A 20,600-nucleotide genomic window follows, 5' to 3' on the forward strand; every position below is an offset into this window, starting at 1 on the left:
GTTCTTTTTTAGTTTTCTAAATTAATTAAACCTTCAGGGAAATCAGCCGCCTCTAATAATTCAAGTTCTTGCCTGCTTTTGGATTTCATCCCTACACGGATCGAAATGCCCTGGATTTCCATCTCCAGGGTCATATCCAGTTCAAGATTCATGCCAGTCAGGAAACGGGATCCTACGCTATAAGTGGCTGTTCCCTTCCCAGTTCCATTTGCGGTCATTTCATAACCTTCAATTGTAGTGTTCATGACAATAACCTGATCAAGATTGAGGTTGGCAATTCCATTCTGCACATCGATCAAGGTATATTCAGTTACAATATCTACTACGAAAACACTGGGACCAATGGGTATTTCCATAGGAACACTGTGGCTAAAGGATTCCCCCACTTTTAATGCCGTAGGTGGAACCTGGGTGTTTTTGATCAAAGCGCTCACCCCTTTAAGTACAGCAGTAGCAGTGGCTTCGTCCATGTTTGAATTCGCAATGGAATCAAAAACGGGAATTCCACGCTGTACTTCACCAAACAGTAAGGCGCCTGCCGGCAAATCGTAATTATCAGACTCCGTAATCTTCATTTGAAGGGGATAATTAGCTCCTTGTGCATTGCCCGTATAGGTTAGGGATGAATTTGTGATCGTATCGACAGATTCTTGTGGATTTTCGATACCGGCCTGCTCTAAATTTGCCAACATCAGGGAGTCTCCCCTGTATTGCAACAAATTCTGGGTAATCAGTTGTTGCTTGGTCTTGTAGACCATTTTCGGCCTCAAGCCAGCTTCAAAAATTATGGACTCTTGTGCGCTTAGCGATTGTCCTATTCCACAAAGGATAAAAACGAATAGTCCTTTTAAAAAATATTTCATCGATTGTTGCCAACAGGCTTTTTTTTAAACCCTTAACCGGCCTATTCAGACTTATCGCTATCGGGCTCTTGTATTATTTGCAGTGGATTATGCGGATAAAAATGAACATCGCGCTGCGGGAATGGTATGGTGACCCTGTTCTCCCTGAACAGCGCATCGATTTTATAGCGAATGGCACTTTTTATCCGAGGGTCTCCGAAGGAATCGTTGGTAAAAAAGTTTAGTGCAAACATCAGGGCCGAATCCCCAAAATCCTCGAAAATCACATTGGGTTTAGGGCTTTTGAGAACACCGCGCTGTTCTTCCACGGCCTCCAGGAGAAGTTTTGTGACCAGCTCCACATCACTGCCATAAGCAACGCCTACCCGAACTGTTTCTCTGGTAGTACGGTGATTCTGGGTGTAGTTGTAAATAACATCACTGATAAACTTGTGATTGGGAATAACCAGGATCTTATCGTCCCGGGTCATGGCCCGTGTGGTCCTTAATTTAATTTCAAAGACCTTGCCCACCTTACCATCGACTTCCACAATATCCCCGACCCGGAGCGATTTATCGACCAGGATCAGAATCCCTGCAATGATATCCTGAATCAGTTCCTGCAAGGCGAGCCCGATCCCCACAAAGAGCGCGGCCGATGCCGTGATCAGGATCGTAATATCAATACCCGCTGCACTAACGGTAATAATCACTACCGCCACATAGATCAGGTATTTGATATACTTGAATACGGTAATGAACTTGAGTTCGTCCTCCCGCTCCATTTTACGGGTGAAGAGCTTTCGGAGCAACCCCATGATAAAGTTGGCAGCTAAAAGGGCCACAGCAAGGGCAAGTAATAAGCCCACCGTAATATGGATGGATTTTTCTCCCTCTCCGAAATGCAACCCATAATTCAGGATCTCCCGGATGCGTTCCCAGAGATCTTCTTTAATAAATTCCTCAATGATAGGCTCGTCCTGCAAGCTCATGGGCTTAATACTTTAACCACTTATAAAGGTCCTTGTAGGTAGGCTTTTTACCATACATCAGGATTCCCGTTCTGTAAATTCGGGCAGTCAGCCATACAATCCCTATAAAAGTAATCAAAAGCAAGGCTATCGAAGCCAGTAGTTGCCAGAGTGGAACGCCACCTTCGCCTATTCCACCGGGAAGGCGCATGAGCATCACTATCGGGGAAGTCAGGGGAAATATCGAAAAGCCCACAGCTATCGGACCATTGGGATTGGAGAAAACTGAAAAGAAGCCCACGTAAATAGCCAGCATCAGTGGAAGGATTATTGGAAAGATGAATTGCTGGGTATCGGTTTCGTTGTCTACAGCGGCCCCGATAGCGGCATAGATTGAACTATAAATGAGATAGCCCAACACAAAATAGATCAAAAAACATCCGATAAGGAGTCCCATGGGAATTTTCAGGAATTCCTCCAGAATAAGCCGTGTGGTAGCATCGTCGGGCAGTCCTTCCATAGGCATTCCGGGGGCTGGCGTGCCTTTCATGAGGATGGTAGGGTCAATATCCATAAACATCAGGGCCACCACCATCAACAGACTTGCCGAAAATATCCAGATCAGGAATTGGGTAACCCCGGCCAGGGAGGTACCTATGATTTTTCCCATCATCAATTGGAAGGGCTTTACGGAGGAAATAATCACCTCGATGATCCTGCTTGTTTTTTCTTCGATTACCGACCGCATCACAAACCCGCCATAGATAATGATGAACATCATGATCAGGTAACCGAAGGCACCTCCGACGATAGCTTTGATTTCGTTGAGGCCCTTACCGCTGCGCTCGCCGGAAAAGGTTGCCGTCTCAAGTTCATACCCCTTGCGAACGCCTGCATACTGTTCCGCGGTTACCCCTAGCGATTCCAGCCTTCCCGCCCGGAGTTCCTCCTCGAAAAAGCCTTCCAGATCCTGAAGGATATTTGTACTGGGAGCTTCCGCGGTAAAGAAAAAGGCATCGGCTGCAACATCTTCTGCATTATTGCGATCGGGCAAATGCAGGAGGCCATAGTATTCCCCGGCCAGGGTACAATCCTTAGCTTCCTCAATATTGAGCCCCTTTAAATGGATAAAGCGGAGCCCTCCGGAGGTTTGAAAAGACTCCTTGAAGAAGTCGCTCTGATTCAACAGGGCGATACTGCGCTTTTCGTCGTCATTGACTTTAGTGAGATAAGCGATCAAAACGATCATTCCCACCAGTAGTATGGGGCTCAGGAACGTCATAACCACAAAGGATTTATTACGCACTTTGGCCAGGTATTCCCGGCGGATGATTAGTCCGAGTTTACGCATGGCTTTCCTGATTTTTTACGGTTTGAATAAATATATCATTGGCCGAAGGAATCCATTCCTGAAAAGTGGCCAGATTTCCCGAACCCGCTAATATGGCGAGGGCTTCGGCTTTTTGGTGTTCCTCCAGTTTCATTTCAAAATCCCAGCTACCTTCTTCGGCATCGAACCTCGGGTTGGCAACCGAAAAGCGCTGTTCAATAGCAGTTAATCCCTCGGTGGCGGCAGCCGGTTCCCAACAAACGCGATACCGGTTATCCTTATGCGCTTTGCGTATAGCGGAAAGTTTACCTTCCAGTATCAGGCGCGAATTATGGATTAGCCCAATATACTCGCAGAGCTCCTCCACGGATTCCATTCGGTGTGTAGAAAAAATTATGGATGCCCCTTGTTCTTTAAGTTCCAGAATCCGATCCTTGATCAAGGCAGCGTTGATGGGGTCAAAACCACTGAAAGGTTCATCGAAAATCAATAGTCGCGGCTCGTGTAACACCGTTACGATAAATTGGATTTTCTGAGCCATCCCTTTGGAGAGTTCCTGGACTTTCCGATTCCACCAATCCCCGATTTCCAGCTTCTCGAACCAATGCAACAAACGCTTTTTGGCTTCAGCGCGCGAGAGGCCTTTTAGCTGGGCCAGATAAAGGGCCTGTTCCCCGACCTTCATACTTTTATATAGGCCGCGCTCTTCCGGCAGATAGCCGATTTCCGCGATATGCTCAGGCCTAAGTGGTTCTCCTGCAAACAGAACCTCCCCACTATCCGGGTAGGTGATTTGGTTAATGATTCGAATGAGGGTGGTTTTCCCGGCTCCATTAGGCCCAAGCAGGCCAAATATTGCATTTTCCGGGATCTCGAGGTTTATGGTGTCCAGAGCTTTGTGACTTCCAAAGGATTTGCTGACTTCCCGAATAGAAAGCATGTGATTCATCGGCGAAATTTTGGGCGCTTAAAGATAGGGAACTCCAAGGGTAGGCCAAAAAAGAAAAACCCATCCCCGAGCTGATCCTCGGGGATGGGAAAAAATTGCTATGAAAAAGAAAATTAATATTGGAGTCCCAATATTAAATCAAATATACATTTTTATTTTAAATGGGCCTGATTTATTCGTTAGGAGAACATATCCTTCACTTTTTCAAAAAAGGACTTGTCGGATTTTTCTGGTTTGGGCGTGAACTTCTCATCGTCGAGCATGCGCTCGAAAAATTCCTGCTGTTCCTTGGACAGGTCCTTCGGGGTCCAGACATTGACATGTACCAAAAGGTCGCCGCTTCCATAGCCATTCAGGCTTTTGATCCCCTTGTTGCGCAAGCGTAAAATTTTACCGGATTGTATGCCGGCTTCGAGCTTTATACGAACCTTTCCACCCACAGTATCGATTTCCTTGGAAGTACCCAGTACTGCCTCTGGAACACTTATATACAGGTCGTAGTGCAGGTTGTCTCCTTCCCTTTTAAGACTGGGATGCTCTTTAGTTTCTATGGCTACGAGTAAATCCCCTGGAATTCCATCTCCGGGCGCCTCATTTCCTTTGCCGGAAACCTTGAGTTGCATCCCGCTTTCTACCCCAGGTGGTATTTTGATAGCAACCGTTTCCTCTTTGACAATCATGCCCTGAGCATCTGCTTCCGGCGGACGGGAGTCAATGGTTTTACCACTACCCCCACAGGTTTGACACGTTGCGGCGGTTTGCATACGTCCCAGGATGGTATTGGTTATCTTGGTAACCTGCCCGCGACCTCCACAGGTACCGCAGGTTTTGTAAGTCACTCCAGGCGCCTGTACCTTGCGTTTTACTTTGACCTTTTTCTCAACGCCCTCAGCTACTTCTTCCAGATTCAGGGTAACGCGAATACGCATGTTGCTCCCCTTAACGGTGCGCTGACCACCACCAAATCCTCCGAAACCACTGAATCCGCCACCAAAGGCCCCTCCGAAAATATCTCCAAACTGGCTAAAGATATCTTCCATATTCATGCCGCCGCCACCGCCAAAGCCACCACCTTCAAAGGCGGCATGGCCGTACTGGTCATAACGGGCTTTCTTATCCGGGTCGCTTAAGACCTCGTAGGCCTCCGCAGCTTTTTTAAAGTTCTCCTCCGCCTTGGCATCGCCAGGGTTCTTATCAGGGTGGAACTCAATCGCTTTCCTGCGATAGGCTTTCTTGATCTCGGCTGCAGTCGCTCCTTTACTAACTCCTAGTATTTCGTAGTAATCCTGCTTCATGATTTAGTTTCCAACGACTACTTTAGGATGCCGGATAATCCGGTCTCCGAGTCGATATCCTTTTTCGATAACGTCTACAATTTTTCCTTTAAGCTTTTTATTCGGCGCAGGAATTTGGGTTACGGCCTCGTGAAGTTCGGCATCAAAGGCATCCCCCTGCCCTACTTCTATATGGGCCAGCCCCTTGTTTTTCAGGGTGTCAGAAAATTTGTTTCGGATGAGCTCCACCCCTTTGAACAGATCGTCATCGCCATTGCGTTCCAATTCTTTGAGGGCACGATCAAAATCGTCCATCACAGGCAAAAGGGCCACGATTACTTCCTGCCCAGCTGTCTTGAACAGCTCCATGCGCTCTTTGTTGGTGCGCCGTTTGTAATTCTCAAACTCTGCAAACAAGCGCAGGAACTTATCCTTTTCGACCGCCAGGGCCTCCTGGGCTAACTCCAGTTCCGAACGCTCTTCCACTACGGTTTCCTCAGCGGCCACAGGGTTATCTCCTGAATTTACCTCCTGAGTTTCGGCTTGGTTATCTCCTGTTGCGGTCTCCTGCTCGGGACTTGTAGGCTTCTCAGTATTCTCTGTCATTTCTTATCTCAATTTCGCTTTACAAAGCGATTTAGAACGGGCAAAATTACTGCCATTTCTATAATAATGTCAAAATGTCACCAAAAAAGTCCTGCTCAGGTCAATAAATCTTCCAGGGCAGGCATAAGGTTTGGATAGGTAAAAGTAAAACCGGCTTCCTGGATTTTTTGCGAACTAACCCGCTGACTCCCCAAAACCAACTGCGACCGCTCCCCAAGTGCAGTTTTCAGCACAAAACCAGGTACGTTGGGAAGCCATAATGGCTTTTTCAGAACTTTTGCGGCCGCCTTGGTCAGGACCGCATTACTCACCGGATTCGGCGCCACCGCGTTGTAGATTCCCTCGAGGTCATGCTCCTGACAGAATCGGAAAGTTGCCGCAATATCCTGAAGATGGATCCACGATTGCCATTGCTCCCCAGAACCTAATGCGGCTCCGGCGTAAAAGCGTATGGGGCGGATCAGTTGTGGCAGGGCACCTCCTTTTTCCGACAAAACAAGACCGATACGCACTAGCGAAGTTTTAAGTCCCAAAGCTGTAAACTTCAGGGCCTCTTGCTCCCAAACCTGGACCGTAGTGCTCAGAAAGCTATGGTCTCCCTGGTTCATGTCTTCGGTGTACAGGGTGTCGAGGGAATCCGGATACAACCCAATGGCCGATGCGGAAATCAGATGGGTAACTTCGTGTTGTTTTTTTGCTTCCAAGGCGCTATACAGGGTTCGGAGACTGTCCTGCCTGCTTTGCACGATTAGTTCTTTATTGGATTTTGTCCACGGCAACGATATAGAGGCGCCGGCCAGGTTAATAATGGTACTTACTCCCTGAAGAGCATCTTCATCGAGCTGCCCCTTCGCCGGATTCCAGCGAAAACCCATATAATCTTCAGTATCCCTGATTTTATCCGGATTGCGGGTGAGGTAATTTACCCGGGTGCCGGCCTGGAGCAATTGCCTGCTTAGCTCGCTCCCGATCAGACCGGTAGCTCCTGTGATGAGAACCTTTTTTGACATAGCGCGAAGATACCGGAATTTTAGCGAATCCCGGGCTGCTTATGGCTTGCTTGCACGCAACATTTCGCGCTTCCCCGGGGGTCCCGGGAGGCGTTCCACCTGAAATCCTACCTCCTGCATGGCCCGGCGCACACTGCCTTTGGCTGCATAGGTAACCAGAACACCACCTGGCCGAAGCGCCCTGTACATCGTTTCAAAAATGGCTGCTGTCCACAATTCTGGCTGTACCCGGGCTCCGAATGCGTCGTAATAAATAAGATCAAAGGCTTCCGTCGGCTCAAACTCCCGAACATCTACCTGGAGTTTGCGCAACTCAAAACCCGGGGTGATTTCATTGAACATACCCCAGGCACTTCGATGAAGTTGCTCGTAAATTCGGTTGGCCTTCGGATGTTCGACCTGGCTGGGATAGTCCAACGGCTGCCATTCGTCGGCGGACAGGGGGAAAGCCTCAAGGCCGGTGTAGCGAATCGCTTTGCCTTCCACTTGAGGGTGGATAGCGGTCAACAAGGCGTTGAGGCCTGTACCAAATCCCATTTCCAGGATGTTGAGATTGTTACCAAATGGTAGGTATTCCAACCCCATACGAATGAAAACATGCAGGGATTCCTGTACGGCGCCATGAATAGAATGATAGGATTCATCCCACTGTGAAATCCTCAGGGAAGGTGAACCATCGGCTGTTCGTATAACCTCCCTTTTCATGATTAAAGGTTAAACGGATTAAGGCGTTTCGCCAGCATATTCCAGTACCTGGACGCCACTGGCCTCAAATCCATATTCCCGGGCCGTTCCCTGGATTTCGCTAATTTCCTCAGCGGTAGCTCCACCATCTTCGGCAAGGTGCCTGCGATCTTCTTCGGAAACTTCAGAAATAAACGCACGACCCTGAACCAAAACCTCACTCCCCGCTAAATCCTTGGGAACGAAAAAACCATAATCCTTGAAGCGAACCATTACCGCTTCCCCTTCCGGTAAAGCCAGGCGCATCCAACATCCTTTGGATTGACAAACCTCCAGCACTTCGGCTTTGAACGCGGTTTGTAGTGTATCGGCGAGTTGAATCTCCTTAAAATTATCGTGAAGTTGTGTCGCCAGGAGTACAGACTCCGCGTCCGGGCGTTCTCCATAGATAAATTCCTGCTCAGCAACTTCTGGTTCCTGCGCAACTTCCGGGGTTTCAGCCTTATCCTTGCACCCTGCCAAAACGAGTACTGCCAAACTTAAAAACACTAATTTTTTCATGAGATATGATCGATTATTCCAAGTGCAAAGGTCAGGAATTTTGCGTAATTTTACCCCGTAAAACAGGCCTATGAAAGTTTCTGCATTGGAAATACCCATTACACGGACTAATCAGTCCCGACTTCCGGAAGTCGATTTCAATAATCTTCCCTTTGGAAGCGTCTTTTCGGACCATATGTTTTTGGCAGATTATTACGACGGGGCATGGCAGGATGCGCGGGTAGTACCCTACGGTCCGCTGAGTCTTGAACCTGCCGCCAAGGTATTCCACTACGGGCAGGAAGTTTTTGAGGGCATGAAGGCCTACAAGGATAAGGAAGGACAGGTATGGTTATTTCGCCCGCTGGAAAATCAGCGCCGGTTAAACAAGTCTGCTTCCCGCCTAATGATTCCTGAGCTGCCTGAGGCCATTTTTATGGAAGGGTTAAAAACCCTGTTGCGTACCGATAGTGATTGGATTCCCACGGTTGCCGGGAGTTCCCTCTATATTCGTCCATTTTTATTCGCTTCCGGGAATGGCTTTCACGCCTCGCCTTCGGACCGCTACACTTTTGTTATTGCCACGGCGCCTTCGGGAGCTTATTTTGCCGGGGAGGTCCATGTGCGCATTGAGGAAAAATACAGCCGGGCTGCCAACGGAGGTGTGGGATATGCTAAGGCGGGTGGAAATTACGCAGGACAATTCTATCCTACGCAACTGGCCAAAGAAGCTGGCTTTCAGCAGGTGATCTGGACAGACGATAACACGCATGAGTACATAGAGGAGGCCGGCGCTATGAATATCTTTGTGCGTATTGGAGACACCTTACTTACCAGCCCAACCAGCGATCGGATCCTGGACGGTATTACCCGGAAAAGTATTCTCGAGTTAGCCGAAGCGGAAGGAATTCCTACTGAAGTTCGCAAAATAAGCGTCAGCGAGATCGTAGAGGCTTCCAAAAAAGGCCAGCTAAAGGAGATGTTTGGCGCAGGGACAGCTGCAGTTGTTTCCCCGATCAGCGGGTATGGTTATCGCGACGAACGTTTTGATCTTCCGGAAGTAGCCGATAGTTACGCAACCTTCTTTAAAAAGCGCATTACCGACATTCAGTACAATCGATCAGAAGATCCTTTTGGGTGGAGGTATCCCGTCTCTTAAGAATTTAGGATAGCTGGAATGTTTGGTGGAAAGTACTCGGGTCCTTTCAATACTTTACCATCTTCCCGATAGATGGGTTTACCGTCTGGCCCCAGCTTGCTCATATTACTGCGCTGAATCTCTTCGAAAACTTCTTCGATTTTGTACTGCATCCCGTGTTCGAGGATGGTACCACATAATATGTATAACATATCGCCTAACGCATCGGCCACTTCTACCAGGTCCCCTTCATTGGCTGCTTCCAGGTACTCTTCGTTTTCCTCCTGCATCAGTTTAAATCGCAGTGTATTTTTTGACACCCCCAGATTAGCTGTGGGTTCCTGGAGAATTCCCAGGCCAAAGGCGGTATGGAATGCGGCGACCGCATCAATTTTACTTTTCATGTTCCGAACAGATTGCGTTAGTTTTGTTCAAAAATATTAAGATGCTAACCACCGGACAAATGGTTTTTGGGGCAATTTTTGCCCTGGTATTTATTGTAGTCATTACCCTGATGTATCGCCGCGACCGGGGATGGCAAAGAAAACAATATAAAGGGGTTCTAAAAGTACTTCTGGCCTTTATCAGTTTCTTAATAATTCTGCTACTACTCAAGTATTTCCTAAAAAATTAATAGGAAAATTGCGAAGCTCATAAAAATCACGTTTAGATCGTCTTTGGAGGAATCGTTTAACGTATAGTATAAGAAAACACGTACTTTTGCGTTATACGATTAAACAACTCTGATTGATGGTCACATTCCTTATCGTATTTTTTGCTCTTGTCGGCCTCAACGCCCTGCTTTTATTCCTCAGTAATTCCCTGGTTTATCGCAGTGGTAAATTTAATTTGAGCCTGGATCTCTTCTTCGGAAATCCTGACTCAGGAACTGCTCGCAGTCCTAAAATTTACCCCTTAAACACAACGGATTCTGAGCTTCGAAATGCGGTTTAGGGCACCGGAATTCTCCCAGATGGGCGGATAATTCTCCGCACTAACACCCTTATTACCTACATACCTTAATGCTTTTTATTAGCTTTAGCCGTAGTAATCGCGTATGATTATCTATGAAAGAAGTTATTCTCGTTATTGTCGGTGGGGGACTCGGTAGCGGCCTGCGCTACTGGATCGGTAAATCATTAAATCCAATCTTCGAAAACTTTTACCTGGGTACCTTCCTGGTCAATATCCTGGGGTGCTTGCTCATTGGTTTGGTCTTTGGCTGGAGTCTGAAGAATCAAACGATGGCTGCCACATATACCGCCCTACTTGCCACCGGATTCTGTGGCGGATTCACCACGTTCTCTGCTTTTGGACTTGAATTATTTCTACTCATAAAAGAAGGCAGTTACCTACCCTTTATTGGCTACACCTTACTTAGCGTGGTCCTTGGAATACTCGCAGTTCTTTGCGGGATTTGGCTCATGCGATCCTTTTAAACCGCATTTGAAGCCGGCGTAATGTTTTTCTGACTGCGCCTTGTGATATCTGAAACTTTTATCAACAATTCTGGGTCTTTATTAACAATTTCGCATTGAACTCCCGGGATTTGATGCTTTTTCTTCAGCATTTTGGGCTTTTTGCCTAAAACAATTCAACATATCCTCAAAATAATACGGATATAAATCCATCACCCTAAATTTTTTGGGGGTCATTTTGTGATACTGATAAAAATGTCGCAATGACCCCCTCATTTTTTAGGGGTGTTTTCAAATACATATATATTTGGCCCGATCAACAAATAAACTTTACCCATGAAAAAAGTGGAAGCAATCATTCGGAAATCCAAATTTGATGAAGTCAAGAAGGCGCTTCATCAGATAGAGGTGAACTTCTTCAGCTACTGGGATGTCACCGGTGTTGGAAATGAAAAACAAGGCCATGTCTATCGCGGCATCTCCTACAGTACCTCGGACATTCAGCGCAGGTACCTGGTAATCGTAATCTCAGATGACTTTTTAGAAAAAACTGTGAATACGCTGTTGGAGACTGCCTCAACAGGAAATGTAGGCGATGGTAAAATTTTCGTCTCCGAGATGCAAGAGGCGTACCGAATCCGCACCAAAGAAAGCGGACACGCCGGAATCAACTAACCCAACTCAAAAGACTAAAGAAATTAATTATGGATACTGGATTATTTACAGCTAACAACGTATGGATGATGGTGTGCACCGCGCTGGTGTTCTTCATGCATGCCGGTTTTGCCTTTCTCGAAATTGGACTGACCCGGCAGAAAAACACCATCAACATACTCTTTAAGAATATCTTCATCATCACCGTGGGCCTCCTGCTCTATTACATCGGAGGGTTTAACCTGATGTACCCTGGAGAATTCAACGGATACTTCGGGTTTGCCGGATTCGGGATCGGTACGGATGCTGCCGGCCTCACCCCCGAATACGCAGATGGCGGATATACGTACTGGACCGACTTCCTCTTCCAGGGGATGTTCGCAGCCACAGCGGCTACCATCGTATCGGGAGCAGTAGCAGAGCGTATCAAAATTGGCCCGTTCATGGCCTTTACCATCCTGTATGTTGGCCTGGTATACCCAATCGTAGGTTCCTGGCAATGGGGTGGTGGTTTCCTTTCTACCCTGGGTGGCGATGAAGCCGGATTCTACGACTTTGCAGGATCTACCCTGGTTCACTCTGTAGGAGGATGGGGAGCCCTGATCGCTATCTGGTTACTCGGTGCACGTGTCGGGAAATTCGGAGAGGATGGAAAACCCAAGGCAATCCCGGGTCACAATATTCCACTGGCAACCGCTGGGGTACTTATACTGTGGCTGGGCTGGTTTGGATTCAACGGAGGTTCCGTGCTTTCTGCGGACCCTGCCCTGACCTCTTTGGTATTGGTAACCACATGTCTGGCTGCCGCAGCAGGTGGGGTTGGTTCCTTTATTGTTTCGTCGATTGCCTACAAGAATTACGACCTGACCATGTTCCTCAACGGAATCCTGGGTGGTCTGGTAGGAATCACAGCCGGAGCTGACCTGATGTCGCCTTTTGAAGCTATTATTATTGGACTTATCGCCGGAGCAATCATAGTAGGTGGGGTTGCCCTGATCGACCGCATTCGCCTCGACGACCCGGTTGGAGCAGTAACTGTTCACCTTATCTGTGGAATCTGGGGTACTCTCGCTGTTGGGATCTTCGGAGATAAAGCCGGAATGGATCAGTTCCTGTATCAGCTTGCCGGTGTTGGCGCCGCTGGGGTATTCTGTATCATAACCGCTTTCCTGATCCTCATCGCACTCAAAAAGACTGTGGGTATCCGCGTCAGCAAAGAGGAAGAAGTGGAAGGACTGGACTTACACGAACATGGAATGGACGCTTATGCGGACTTCCGTATGAACCAGCACTAAGAAAACAAACGAACGGAGCGTTTGGCGGAACGCTCCGTTCTACATAATCAATTAACTCGACTAAGACTAAAACCTGCTTCCTTAAGCGGAAGCCAAAACTGTAGCTTATGAAACTGATTAATAATTCAAAGTACTTAAAATTTCTCCTTATTTCCGCGCTTTCCCTTAGCTCTTTTGCTTTGAGCGCCCAGGAGGAAGAAGCCGAAGAAAAGAAATTCGCAATCAGCGGGACTGTCGATGCCTATTTCCGAACAAATATCGGCGCTCCCAACGATGAAGAAGCCATTGCTCCGGGTTCCTCTTTTGCGAACCTGCCAGGCTTTGCCCTGGGTATGGCCAATGTAATTGCCTCCTATGAAGGCGAAAAGGTTGGATTTGTTGCCGACCTCGTATTTGGTCCACGTGGCGAGGACGCTGTATTTGCCTCCCCAATGACCAGTGCCTTCGGAACTGGAAATATTGTAAACCAATTGTACATGTATTGGAATGTTTCAGACGATGTAACCCTGACCTTTGGTAACTTCAACACCTTCCTGGGGTATGAGGTAATCTCACCGGCTGCCAATTTCAACTACAGTACCTCCTATCTGTTCTCCTACGGACCCTTCTCCCATACCGGTATAAAAGCCGATTTTGATCTGGGAAGCGACTGGTCTGCGATGGTTGCAGTAATGAATCCTACGGATTTGACCGAGTTCAACCCTACTGGAGATTACGCCGTTGGTGCCCAGCTTGGATATTCCGGACAGTTCCTGAATTTCCTTTACAGCCAGGGCGGTTTTGAAATCGATTATACAGGAGGATTTGATGTTACAGAGGAATTTTTCCTCGGGATCAATGCCGCCTATTTCGACAATGACGACCTGGGGTTTGCAGGGGTAGCGCTATACCCACAGTACAGCGTTTCCGAAACCTTCTCCCTTGGGCTTCGTGGAGAATATTTCGCTGAAACCGGAGATTTCGGAGCTATCGGCACCGGGGTTGAGGATTCCAGCGTACTGGCCCTGACCCTGACCGGGAGCGCCACTATCGGCGACCTGCTTATCAAACCCGAATTGCGATTAGACAGCGCCTCGGATGATGCCTTTATCGATACTGATTTAGCTCCAACTAAGAGCCTGGCATCTTTCCTGCTGGCCGCAGTATATTCTTTCTAAAAGCGCGTAATTGCGCGCTTCCATTTGTTTCGTTTGGTTAATGGAGAAAGCCCCTGGTGCATTTGCACCGGGGGTTTTCGTTTTTAATAGTAGCGCACTCCGGCCTGTACTTCGGTATCCAGGTGGTTAACTTGCGGGACTATGGGGCAGGAATACTTCACATTGTAAGCGCAATACGGATTGTAGGCCCGGTTAAAATCAAGGAGCAGCGAATCCCCGGAAGGAATTCGAAGATCCATGTAGCGACCGCCTTCATAGGTGGTTTCCCCATTCGTTCGATCAGTAAAGGGAAGGAAAAGGTAATCTTCCATTCCCTCCTGCAGCATCAGGTCGGGACTCTGGTATACTTCCAGTTGGAACGATTCGCCATTCAAATTAAATTTCAATACACCATAGCGGCGTTCCCTTGCCATCCGCTCGGTAGTGGTAGGCATATCAAAAGGCAATGCCTGCGGGCTGCGTTCAAGTCTAGCCCACACCTGATAAGTCGTGTCCGGACTAAAAAAGGGTAATCCATCGAACTTGCGGAGTTCTTCCTGGGAAAGCGGCGAGGTCTCCGGGTCACTAAATTCTGCATTGAGCTCTTCCTGATGCGCCAGGATTGCTTTCAACCCAACCACCGCAACCTTATTTTCATCGGCACGGGTTGTCGCTGTTACTTCTGCCTCGCTGTGGTAGCGCTTGCCATCCCGGCAGGAACCCAAAAACACGAGAAATAAAAGACAAGTGCCGAGATATACTTTCGGCGAAAAAATAGTGCTTCTCATTGTCGAAAAATCAATAGCCTGGCCAGAATCCGCCTTCATCGGGATTTTCGGGAACTTCATAACGCGGATCGTTCAGGTACTTTTCAATAAGGGCGTTGAATTCAGGTCCAATCCGCAACAAGGCCGTATGCTCCAGATCGTAGAGTTTTTGCTTATCGCGATAACCCGTTTTCAGAAGTTCTTCCAGATAAAATAAGGCTGTCCCGTAATCATTGTATTTGGATGTCAGGGAAATGACCCGTAAATAACCTTCCGACGCCGTTGGGTGACTGAGGGTTCGCAACATGCCCAGGAGAATCAGGGCATCTTCATCTACAGGTTTGGCTGCAAACGCAAGGGTTTCATAATCCTCAATGAGGGCATCGATATAGGAATGCAATCGTTTACCCATCAGGCGCTCCTCGTGCTCATCACTTTTTTTGAATCCCTCTATCGCCTGAATTTGATAGCGCCACCAGCCCAAATTATCCAGGTTAAACCGGAGAATGTCCTCCTCCAAATAATAGACAAAATCATCGCTTAAAATCTGCTCCTTCAACTTGAGGTTCCGCAGCTCCCGACGCTGAGAACGGAAACCATCGGATCGCCGGACCGCAGTCCGGGCAGCATTTAATCCCGTTGTTGGCAATAGATCATCAAAGAGTTCTCCCCCCATATCGGCGAGTGCCTCCGAAACAATAAATGCTTCCTGTTTCTGCTCCACGCTTACTTGGGTCAGAACCCGCTCATAGGTCTTTCGGATATACGCAGAATCCTGGGCAATATGGCCTCCTTTCATGGCCATTACCCGCAACACAGCCAAACTTTCAGCGATCAGGTCCTCCCCGGGTAATTCCAGGTCACTTTCAAAGTAGCGCAGGTAATAAGGAATTCGCTTTTCTCGCAGCGAAATCTCTGAGGCCACCGTAGGCAGGTAGTGGTGGTCCCCGCGATGTACCACGCCAACATAGTGAAAGGAAGAACGCAGGGAGAGCAATTCAGGGTTTGGCGGGGCCGATGACAGCGCAAGTACTCCCCGAATCCCCTGGACGAGACTGGGTAAAATCTGGGCAAGTTCGGCGTTGGCCCGCAGTCCGCCAACATAGATCTGGCGGGTATCCACAGGGAGTATTTCCTTTAATTTGTCGAGGCTCCCTGCTACATATAAGACCTTTTGGGTTAGTGGCAAGGTATCGAGCAGGGCAGCATTGGCGGCGAGAATATAGCCTTCGCGTTCGGCCGCCCCGGCCATAAACCGCAAACTTTGCGATGCCGACCCCTCCTGAGTGGTAAGGAACAGCACGGGCCATTTACGGGCCACATCAAAGTTAGTGGGTAAGTATAGCAGCATACGACTGCCTACAGAGTCCTGCAATGCCAGGTCTTCCAGGACCCGGCCTTTGGTCAGCTGTAGTTCTTGGGCACTGGTTAATAATGTGGAGCAACATACCAGTACAATCAATAAAACTATTCTCATACCATTAAGGTATCAAAAATTCGGCCAAAAATGTCAAACTGCCTTAATCGGTGCGTTAGAAATTACTTCGGACAGAATAATATGGGTTCGGGTCTCTCCATATCGAATCAATTGATCTATGAATTCCTCCAAGTGGGATTGGTCCCGAAGTACTACTTCCATGATAATATTTTCGTTCCCGGTTATCCGGTAACAATTGACTACTTCTTCTAATGTAGTTACCTGTTCCAGGAAGGGTTTTAGCTTACCCATAAATGCCTTCAGGGTAATTATGGCCTTGAGTTGATAGCCGCTTTTCTGATGCGAAATCTGCGTCCAGTAACCTTCAATAACCCCACTGTCCTCCAGTCGCTTAACCCGCTCCGCGACGGCAGGCGGAGTGAGGCCTACCAGCTGTCCCAGCGCGGTAAAGGAGATGCGTGCATTTCGTTGCAAAGCACCTAGTATTTTTCGATTTAAGGCATCCATTCGCTATAATTAAAGCAATAATTAATAACTACTTTATTTTAATAAGCAAAATACATTATTTACCTTTTTTTACAAAACGTATTACCCTCTGGAATGAAGTATCTTTATTGAAATTGCTATTGAATCATGTCTTCACCTCGGCTAAATAGACTGCCGGTGTACCGGCAAGCGCTCTCACTACGTACTCTGAGTAGTGAGTTAGCTGCTTTTGTTAGTTACAATAAGGATCTGATGAGCCTGCGGAATTCCCTGAGCCATAGAGATCAACTGGCAGATTGTCTGCTGACCGACGCCACCTTAATTCCAGAGCAAATTGCTGAAGCAGAAAATTCGTCCAGCCTGGCCATTCGCGAGCAACGTGTCCAATTCATCGGAGTGATTACGCGTAACCTCAACGCTTATGTCAAAGGACTGGAGATGGACGGGATCCGTGAACGCGAATACCTCGAGTTATTGCGTCGGGAGGTTCGCATCTTCCGCGTAGCTTTCAAGAAGTGGCGAAAAAGCGTATTGCGCTAAGGCTTTCGATTACATATTTCTGCGGTACTGTCCCCCGACTTCGAAGAGCGCCTGGGTAATCTGACCCAAACTACAGGTCTTGCATACCTCCATGAGCACCGTGAATAAATTTTCATTTTCCGTGGCTGCTTTGCGCAAGCGGTCGAGCTCGGTTTGAGCTTCCGGTTGGTGTTGTTGATGTACCCGTTCCAACGTAGCGATCTGTTGCTTTTTCTCGTCCTCCGTAGCGCGAATTACTTCCGCCGGTAAGATTGTTGGCGAACCCTTGGAATTCAGGAAGGTATTTACTCCAATGATCGGATACTCCCCATTGTGTTTCAGGGTTTCGTAATGCAAGCTTTCCTCCTGAATACGCGATCGCTGGTACATGGTCTCCATAGCGCCCAGCACGCCTCCCCGTTCGGTAATCCGGTCAAATTCCTGCAGGACCGCCTCCTCTACCAAATCGGTAAGCTCGTCGATAATGAAGGAGCCTTGCAACGGATTTTCGTTTTTGGCCAGCCCAAGTTCCTTGTTAATGATCAACTGAATAGCCATGGCCCTGCGCACAGATTCTTCCGTAGGTGTGGTAATCGCCTCGTCATAGGCATTGGTGTGCAGGGAATTGCAGTTATCGTAAATCGCATAGAGCGCCTGAAGCGTGGTTCGGATATCATTGAAATCTATCTCCTGGGCATGCAGGCTGCGCCCGGAAGTCTGAATATGATATTTGAGCATTTGTGCCCTGGGGTCTGCTCCGTATTTGTCCCGAAGCGCCTTAGCCCAAATCCTCCGGGCTACCCGGCCAATAACGGCGTATTCCGGATCAATCCCGTTGGAGAAGAAAAAGCTGAGATTCGGGCCGAATTTATTCACATCCATCCCGCGGCTCAGGTAGTATTCCACATAGGTAAACCCATTGGCCAGGGTAAAGGCCAGTTGGGTAATGGGATTGGCACCGGCTTCGGCGATATGATAGCCCGAAATAGAAACAGAGTAGAAGTTTCTAACCTCTTGCTCAATAAAATATTCCTGTACGTCTCCCATGAGGCGCAATGCAAACTCCGTTGAGAAAATGCAGGTGTTCTGGGCCTGGTCCTCTTTGAGGATATCGGCTTGTACCGTTCCGCGTACCTGTCTGAGCGTCTGCTTGACTATCCGCTGGTAATCTTCTGCAGGAAGAACCTGGTCTCCCGTTATCCCGAGAAGCATCAAGCCCAGGCCGTCATTGCCCTGTGGCAATTCGCCCTGATAAACCGGACGTTGTACCCCGCGTTCTTTGAAGTAGTCCGAAATGCGCTTCTCAACTTCTTTTTCCAAGCCCTGCTCCCGAATAAATCGCTCGCACTGCTGGTCTATCGCGGCATTGAGGAAATATCCCAACAACATGGGCGCCGGGCCGTTGATAGTCATGCTCACAGAAGTCATCGGATCGCACAGGTCAAAACCGCTGTAAAGCTTTTTGGCATCGTCCAGGCAGCAGACCGAAACTCCGGCATTGCCAATTTTACCATAGATATCAGGCCGATGTCCCGGATCCTGTCCGTAAAGGGTAACGGAATCAAAGGCTGTAGACAGCCGTTTGGCCGGCATTTCCAGGCTTACATAATGGAAGCGTCGATTGGTGCGTTCGGGACCCCCTTCTCCGGCAAACATCCGCGTTGGATCTTCTCCTTTGCGCTTGAAGGGATAGATTCCAGCCGTATATGGGAAATGACCCGGGAGGTTCTCCTGCAATATCCAATGCAGCAGATCGCCCCAGCTACTGTATTTCGGTAAGGCAACACGCGGAATTTGTTGATGGCTGAGGCTTTCCGTATGGGTAGCCACCCGAATGTCTTTCCCCCTGACCTGGTAAACGAATTCCGGGTTCTTATACCGATTATGCAGTTCCGGCCATTGGCAAATGAGATCCCAGTAATGGGGATTGAGGTCTTTTCGCTTTTCTTCAAAGAGCTCCAACAAGGCCGTTCCTGCCTGGGTATGATCAGCGGGTATGGCCTGCTGGAATGCCTTGCGATTGATCCCGTCGCTTCCAATTAAATCCTGCGATTGCCCATCCAAACCAGTAAGGGAGCAAAGACTTCTGAAATACCCATAGAGGGAATCCGCCACCATTGCCTGTTCCCGCGAAATACGGTCGTAGCTACGGTTGTTCTCGGCAATTTCAGAGAGGTATCGGGTACGTGCAGGAGGAATAATAAATAGCTTCTCGGAATTACCCTGGGGATCTGATTGGGATTTTCCCGCCCAGTCCAGTCCATCTTGGCGAAGCATCTCAAAGATCGCCGCATATAACTGATTCATCCCGGGATCATTGAACTGGGAGGCAATCGTTCCCATTACGGGCAACTCCTCTGCTTTAGCATCCCAAAGTCCGTGATTTCTCTGATATTGCTTGCGCACGTCCCGCAAGGCATCCTGAGCCCCGCGCTTGTCGAATTTATTGATCGCCACCAGATCGGCAAAATCCAGCATATCGATTTTCTCGAGCTGGGTAGCTGCCCCGAATTCCGGGGTCATCACATACAGGGAACGATCGGAATGTTCAAGGATTTCCGTATCGGACTGCCCGATTCCCGAGGTTTCGAGAATGATCAGGTCAAATCCTGCCGCCTTAAGCACTTCTACAGCCTCCTGTACATATCGCGAAAGGGCCAGGTTTGATTGTCGGGTAGCCAGGGAACGCATATACACCTTGGGATGATGTATGGCATTCATGCGAATGCGATCTCCCAGGAGCGCACCACCTGTTTTTCTTTTGGAGGGATCTACCGATATGATTCCTATGCTCTTTTCAGGGTAATCGCGAAGGAATCGGCGCACCAACTCATCGACAAGGCTGCTTTTACCTGCACCACCAGTCCCGGTGATTCCCAGGACAGGCGCTGGTTTTTCGGGTTTACCCAGCTTATCCCGCAGTCCTTCAAATACTTCAGGGGTATTTTCTGCAATGGAAATCAAGCGGGCCAGGACCTGCGGGTCTTTTTGCTTCATGGCCTGGTCCAGTGCCGTCTGTTCTGGGAAAGGCACCTCGGCAACCGGATAATCGGCCCGGCTCACTAAATCATTGATCATTCCCTGAAGCCCCATCTCCCGGCCATCATCGGGGGAGTAAATCCGCTCAATCCCATAGTCCATCAAGGCCTCGATTTCTTCGGGCAGGATAACTCCACCACCGCCGCCAAAGATCTTTATATGTCCGGCGTTCCGCTCCAGCAGCAAATCGTGCATGTAGCGGAAGTATTCGTTATGCCCCCCCTGATAGGAAGTCATCGCGATAGCATTGGCATCCTCCTGAATAGCACAGTCAACCACCTCAGCAACACTGCGGTCGTGACCCAGGTGGATCACCTCAACGCCGGTTGCCTGAATAATCCGCCGCATAATGTTGATTGCGGCATCATGTCCATCAAAAAGGGAGGCCGCAGTTACGATACGGACCTTGTTCTTGGGTTTGTACGATTCAGGTGCTTTCATTGGCCGGCCTGGATAGGTTCTGGTTTTTAAAGAAAACGTAATAGAAATCCACTTCTTTTGCGG

General features: G+C 48.4%; 22 protein-coding genes. 8 read left to right on the top strand and 14 right to left on the bottom strand.

The genetic code is table 11. The annotated features are described in order from the left end of the window. Positions 1–8 precede the first annotated feature (8 nt). From BM318_RS12025 to BM318_RS12065, 9 genes are all read right to left on the bottom strand, one after another. Complete coding sequence (locus BM318_RS12025; protein ID WP_143099972.1) at positions 9–863, bottom strand: hypothetical protein; 855 nt, start codon at positions 861–863, stop codon at positions 9–11. 41 nt (positions 864–904) lie between these two features. After that, a complete protein-coding gene (locus tag BM318_RS12030; protein ID WP_092982836.1) occupies positions 905–1,834 on the bottom strand; it encodes a mechanosensitive ion channel family protein in 930 nt (309 codons plus the stop codon). Positions 1,835–1,838: 4 nt separating this feature from the next. Beyond that, on the bottom strand, positions 1,839–3,164 hold the full coding sequence (locus BM318_RS12035) for an ABC transporter permease (RefSeq protein ID WP_092982837.1): 1,326 nt from the start codon (positions 3,162–3,164) through the stop codon (positions 1,839–1,841). Beyond that, positions 3,157–4,092, bottom strand: a complete 936-nt coding sequence (locus BM318_RS12040; RefSeq protein WP_092982838.1) for an ABC transporter ATP-binding protein — start codon at positions 4,090–4,092, stop codon at positions 3,157–3,159. Before BM318_RS12040 ends, BM318_RS12035 begins: the two co-directional genes overlap by 8 nt. Positions 4,093–4,271: 179 nt before the next feature. Further along, positions 4,272–5,387, bottom strand: a complete 1,116-nt coding sequence (gene dnaJ, locus BM318_RS12045; RefSeq protein ID WP_092982839.1) for a molecular chaperone DnaJ — start codon at positions 5,385–5,387, stop codon at positions 4,272–4,274. Between the two features lie 3 nt (positions 5,388–5,390). After that, positions 5,391–5,972 carry a nucleotide exchange factor GrpE gene (locus BM318_RS12050; RefSeq protein ID WP_092982840.1) on the bottom strand — a complete coding sequence of 194 codons (582 nt, stop codon included), beginning with the start codon at positions 5,970–5,972 and terminating at the stop codon, positions 5,391–5,393. A gap of 95 nt (positions 5,973–6,067) precedes the next feature. Further along, positions 6,068–6,982, bottom strand: coding sequence for a TIGR01777 family oxidoreductase (locus BM318_RS12055; protein WP_092982841.1), 915 nt, complete (start codon positions 6,980–6,982; stop codon positions 6,068–6,070). Between the two features lie 39 nt (positions 6,983–7,021). Continuing rightward, the gene (mnmD, locus tag BM318_RS12060; protein ID WP_092982842.1) at positions 7,022–7,687 is read right to left on the bottom strand and encodes a tRNA (5-methylaminomethyl-2-thiouridine)(34)-methyltransferase MnmC2; all 666 of its coding nucleotides are present in this window, start codon (positions 7,685–7,687) and stop codon (positions 7,022–7,024) included. Positions 7,688–7,705: 18 nt separating this feature from the next. Further along, positions 7,706–8,227, bottom strand: coding sequence for a DUF4920 domain-containing protein (locus BM318_RS12065; protein WP_177218309.1), 522 nt, complete (start codon positions 8,225–8,227; stop codon positions 7,706–7,708). Positions 8,228–8,297: 70 nt separating this feature from the next. On the opposite strand from BM318_RS12065, the gene BM318_RS12070 reads away from it, so the two are divergent. Then, positions 8,298–9,365: a branched-chain amino acid aminotransferase gene (locus BM318_RS12070; RefSeq protein ID WP_092982844.1), complete on the top strand. Its 1,068-nt coding sequence runs from the start codon at positions 8,298–8,300 to the stop codon at positions 9,363–9,365. Here BM318_RS12070 and BM318_RS12075 read toward each other — a convergent pair. Then, entirely contained in the window at positions 9,362–9,748 is a 387-nt protein-coding gene (locus BM318_RS12075) for a pyrophosphohydrolase domain-containing protein (RefSeq protein WP_092982845.1), read from the bottom strand. The genes BM318_RS12070 and BM318_RS12075 overlap by 4 nt on opposite strands. 41 nt (positions 9,749–9,789) lie before the next feature. On the opposite strand from BM318_RS12075, the gene BM318_RS12080 reads away from it, so the two are divergent. The 6 genes from BM318_RS12080 (at position 9,790) to BM318_RS12105 (ending at position 13,868) form a co-directional block, all read left to right on the top strand. Then, positions 9,790–9,978, top strand: a complete 189-nt coding sequence (locus tag BM318_RS12080) for a hypothetical protein (RefSeq protein ID WP_092983523.1) — start codon at positions 9,790–9,792, stop codon at positions 9,976–9,978. Between the two features lie 116 nt (positions 9,979–10,094). Next, a complete protein-coding gene (locus BM318_RS12085) occupies positions 10,095–10,298 on the top strand; it encodes a hypothetical protein (protein WP_092982846.1) in 204 nt (67 codons plus the stop codon). A gap of 113 nt (positions 10,299–10,411) precedes the next feature. Further along, positions 10,412–10,783 (top strand): fluoride efflux transporter CrcB, encoded by a 372-nt coding sequence (gene crcB / locus BM318_RS12090; RefSeq protein WP_092982847.1) that lies wholly within the window; start codon positions 10,412–10,414, stop codon positions 10,781–10,783. Positions 10,784–11,098: 315 nt separating this feature from the next. Continuing rightward, positions 11,099–11,437 carry a P-II family nitrogen regulator gene (locus BM318_RS12095; RefSeq protein WP_092982848.1) on the top strand — a complete coding sequence of 113 codons (339 nt, stop codon included), beginning with the start codon at positions 11,099–11,101 and terminating at the stop codon, positions 11,435–11,437. 29 nt (positions 11,438–11,466) lie between these two features. Next, positions 11,467–12,711 carry an ammonium transporter gene (locus BM318_RS12100; RefSeq protein ID WP_092982849.1) on the top strand — a complete coding sequence of 415 codons (1,245 nt, stop codon included), beginning with the start codon at positions 11,467–11,469 and terminating at the stop codon, positions 12,709–12,711. A 107-nt stretch (positions 12,712–12,818) separates the two neighbouring features. Next, positions 12,819–13,868, top strand: a complete 1,050-nt coding sequence (locus tag BM318_RS12105) for a porin (protein WP_092982850.1) — start codon at positions 12,819–12,821, stop codon at positions 13,866–13,868. An 83-nt stretch (positions 13,869–13,951) separates the two neighbouring features. Here BM318_RS12105 and BM318_RS12110 read toward each other — a convergent pair whose 3' ends face one another. The 3 genes from BM318_RS12110 to BM318_RS12120 are packed head-to-tail and all read right to left on the bottom strand — an operon-like array spanning position 13,952 to position 16,559. Beyond that, positions 13,952–14,635: a DUF1684 domain-containing protein gene (locus BM318_RS12110; RefSeq protein ID WP_092982851.1), complete on the bottom strand. Its 684-nt coding sequence runs from the start codon at positions 14,633–14,635 to the stop codon at positions 13,952–13,954. A gap of 10 nt (positions 14,636–14,645) precedes the next feature. Next, positions 14,646–16,091: an alpha/beta hydrolase family protein gene (locus tag BM318_RS12115; RefSeq protein ID WP_092982852.1), complete on the bottom strand. Its 1,446-nt coding sequence runs from the start codon at positions 16,089–16,091 to the stop codon at positions 14,646–14,648. A 33-nt stretch (positions 16,092–16,124) separates the two neighbouring features. Next, positions 16,125–16,559: an Lrp/AsnC family transcriptional regulator gene (locus tag BM318_RS12120; RefSeq protein ID WP_092982853.1), complete on the bottom strand. Its 435-nt coding sequence runs from the start codon at positions 16,557–16,559 to the stop codon at positions 16,125–16,127. Positions 16,560–16,790: 231 nt separating this feature from the next. Between BM318_RS12120 and BM318_RS12125 the strand changes: the two genes are divergently transcribed. After that, positions 16,791–17,078 (top strand): hypothetical protein, encoded by a 288-nt coding sequence (locus BM318_RS12125; protein ID WP_245759826.1) that lies wholly within the window; start codon positions 16,791–16,793, stop codon positions 17,076–17,078. Between the two features lie 9 nt (positions 17,079–17,087). Here the strand turns inward: BM318_RS12125 and BM318_RS12130 are convergent, their stop codons facing one another. After that, positions 17,088–20,537, bottom strand: a complete 3,450-nt coding sequence (locus tag BM318_RS12130; RefSeq protein ID WP_092982855.1) for a methylmalonyl-CoA mutase family protein — start codon at positions 20,535–20,537, stop codon at positions 17,088–17,090. Between the last annotated feature and the right edge of the window lie 63 nt (positions 20,538–20,600).

It is taken from the genome of Robiginitalea myxolifaciens (assembly GCF_900115205.1).
GTDB classification, from domain to species: Bacteria; Bacteroidota; Bacteroidia; order Flavobacteriales; family Flavobacteriaceae; genus Robiginitalea; species Robiginitalea myxolifaciens.

Bases quoted from the DNA above. Each gene is read 5' to 3' on its own strand.
- BM318_RS12080 (WP_092983523.1), top strand. From the start codon at position 9,790: ATGCTAACCACCGGACAAATGGTTTTTGGGGCAATTTTTGCCCTGGTA.
- BM318_RS12095 (WP_092982848.1), top strand. From the start codon at position 11,099: ATGAAAAAAGTGGAAGCAATCATTCGGAAATCCAAATTTGATGAAGTC.
- BM318_RS12120 (WP_092982853.1), bottom strand. From the start codon at position 16,559: ATGGATGCCTTAAATCGAAAAATACTAGGTGCTTTGCAACGAAATGCA.
- BM318_RS12075 (WP_092982845.1), bottom strand. From the start codon at position 9,748: ATGAAAAGTAAAATTGATGCGGTCGCCGCATTCCATACCGCCTTTGGC.
- BM318_RS12115 (WP_092982852.1), bottom strand. From the start codon at position 16,091: ATGAGAATAGTTTTATTGATTGTACTGGTATGTTGCTCCACATTATTA.
- BM318_RS12050 (WP_092982840.1), bottom strand. From the start codon at position 5,972: ATGACAGAGAATACTGAGAAGCCTACAAGTCCCGAGCAGGAGACCGCA.
- BM318_RS12035 (WP_092982837.1), bottom strand. From the start codon at position 3,164: ATGCGTAAACTCGGACTAATCATCCGCCGGGAATACCTGGCCAAAGTG.
- dnaJ (WP_092982839.1), bottom strand. From the start codon at position 5,387: ATGAAGCAGGATTACTACGAAATACTAGGAGTTAGTAAAGGAGCGACT.
- BM318_RS12125 (WP_245759826.1), top strand. From the start codon at position 16,791: ATGAGCCTGCGGAATTCCCTGAGCCATAGAGATCAACTGGCAGATTGT.
- BM318_RS12030 (WP_092982836.1), bottom strand. From the start codon at position 1,834: ATGAGCTTGCAGGACGAGCCTATCATTGAGGAATTTATTAAAGAAGAT.
- BM318_RS12065 (WP_177218309.1), bottom strand. From the start codon at position 8,227: ATGAAAAAATTAGTGTTTTTAAGTTTGGCAGTACTCGTTTTGGCAGGG.
- crcB (WP_092982847.1), top strand. From the start codon at position 10,412: ATGAAAGAAGTTATTCTCGTTATTGTCGGTGGGGGACTCGGTAGCGGC.
- BM318_RS12040 (WP_092982838.1), bottom strand. From the start codon at position 4,092: ATGAATCACATGCTTTCTATTCGGGAAGTCAGCAAATCCTTTGGAAGT.
- BM318_RS12055 (WP_092982841.1), bottom strand. From the start codon at position 6,982: ATGTCAAAAAAGGTTCTCATCACAGGAGCTACCGGTCTGATCGGGAGC.
- BM318_RS12070 (WP_092982844.1), top strand. From the start codon at position 8,298: ATGAAAGTTTCTGCATTGGAAATACCCATTACACGGACTAATCAGTCC.
- mnmD (WP_092982842.1), bottom strand. From the start codon at position 7,687: ATGAAAAGGGAGGTTATACGAACAGCCGATGGTTCACCTTCCCTGAGG.
- BM318_RS12100 (WP_092982849.1), top strand. From the start codon at position 11,467: ATGGATACTGGATTATTTACAGCTAACAACGTATGGATGATGGTGTGC.
- BM318_RS12085 (WP_092982846.1), top strand. From the start codon at position 10,095: ATGGTCACATTCCTTATCGTATTTTTTGCTCTTGTCGGCCTCAACGCC.
- BM318_RS12105 (WP_092982850.1), top strand. From the start codon at position 12,819: ATGAAACTGATTAATAATTCAAAGTACTTAAAATTTCTCCTTATTTCC.
- BM318_RS12130 (WP_092982855.1), bottom strand. From the start codon at position 20,537: ATGAAAGCACCTGAATCGTACAAACCCAAGAACAAGGTCCGTATCGTA.
- BM318_RS12110 (WP_092982851.1), bottom strand. From the start codon at position 14,635: ATGAGAAGCACTATTTTTTCGCCGAAAGTATATCTCGGCACTTGTCTT.
- BM318_RS12025 (WP_143099972.1), bottom strand. From the start codon at position 863: ATGAAATATTTTTTAAAAGGACTATTCGTTTTTATCCTTTGTGGAATA.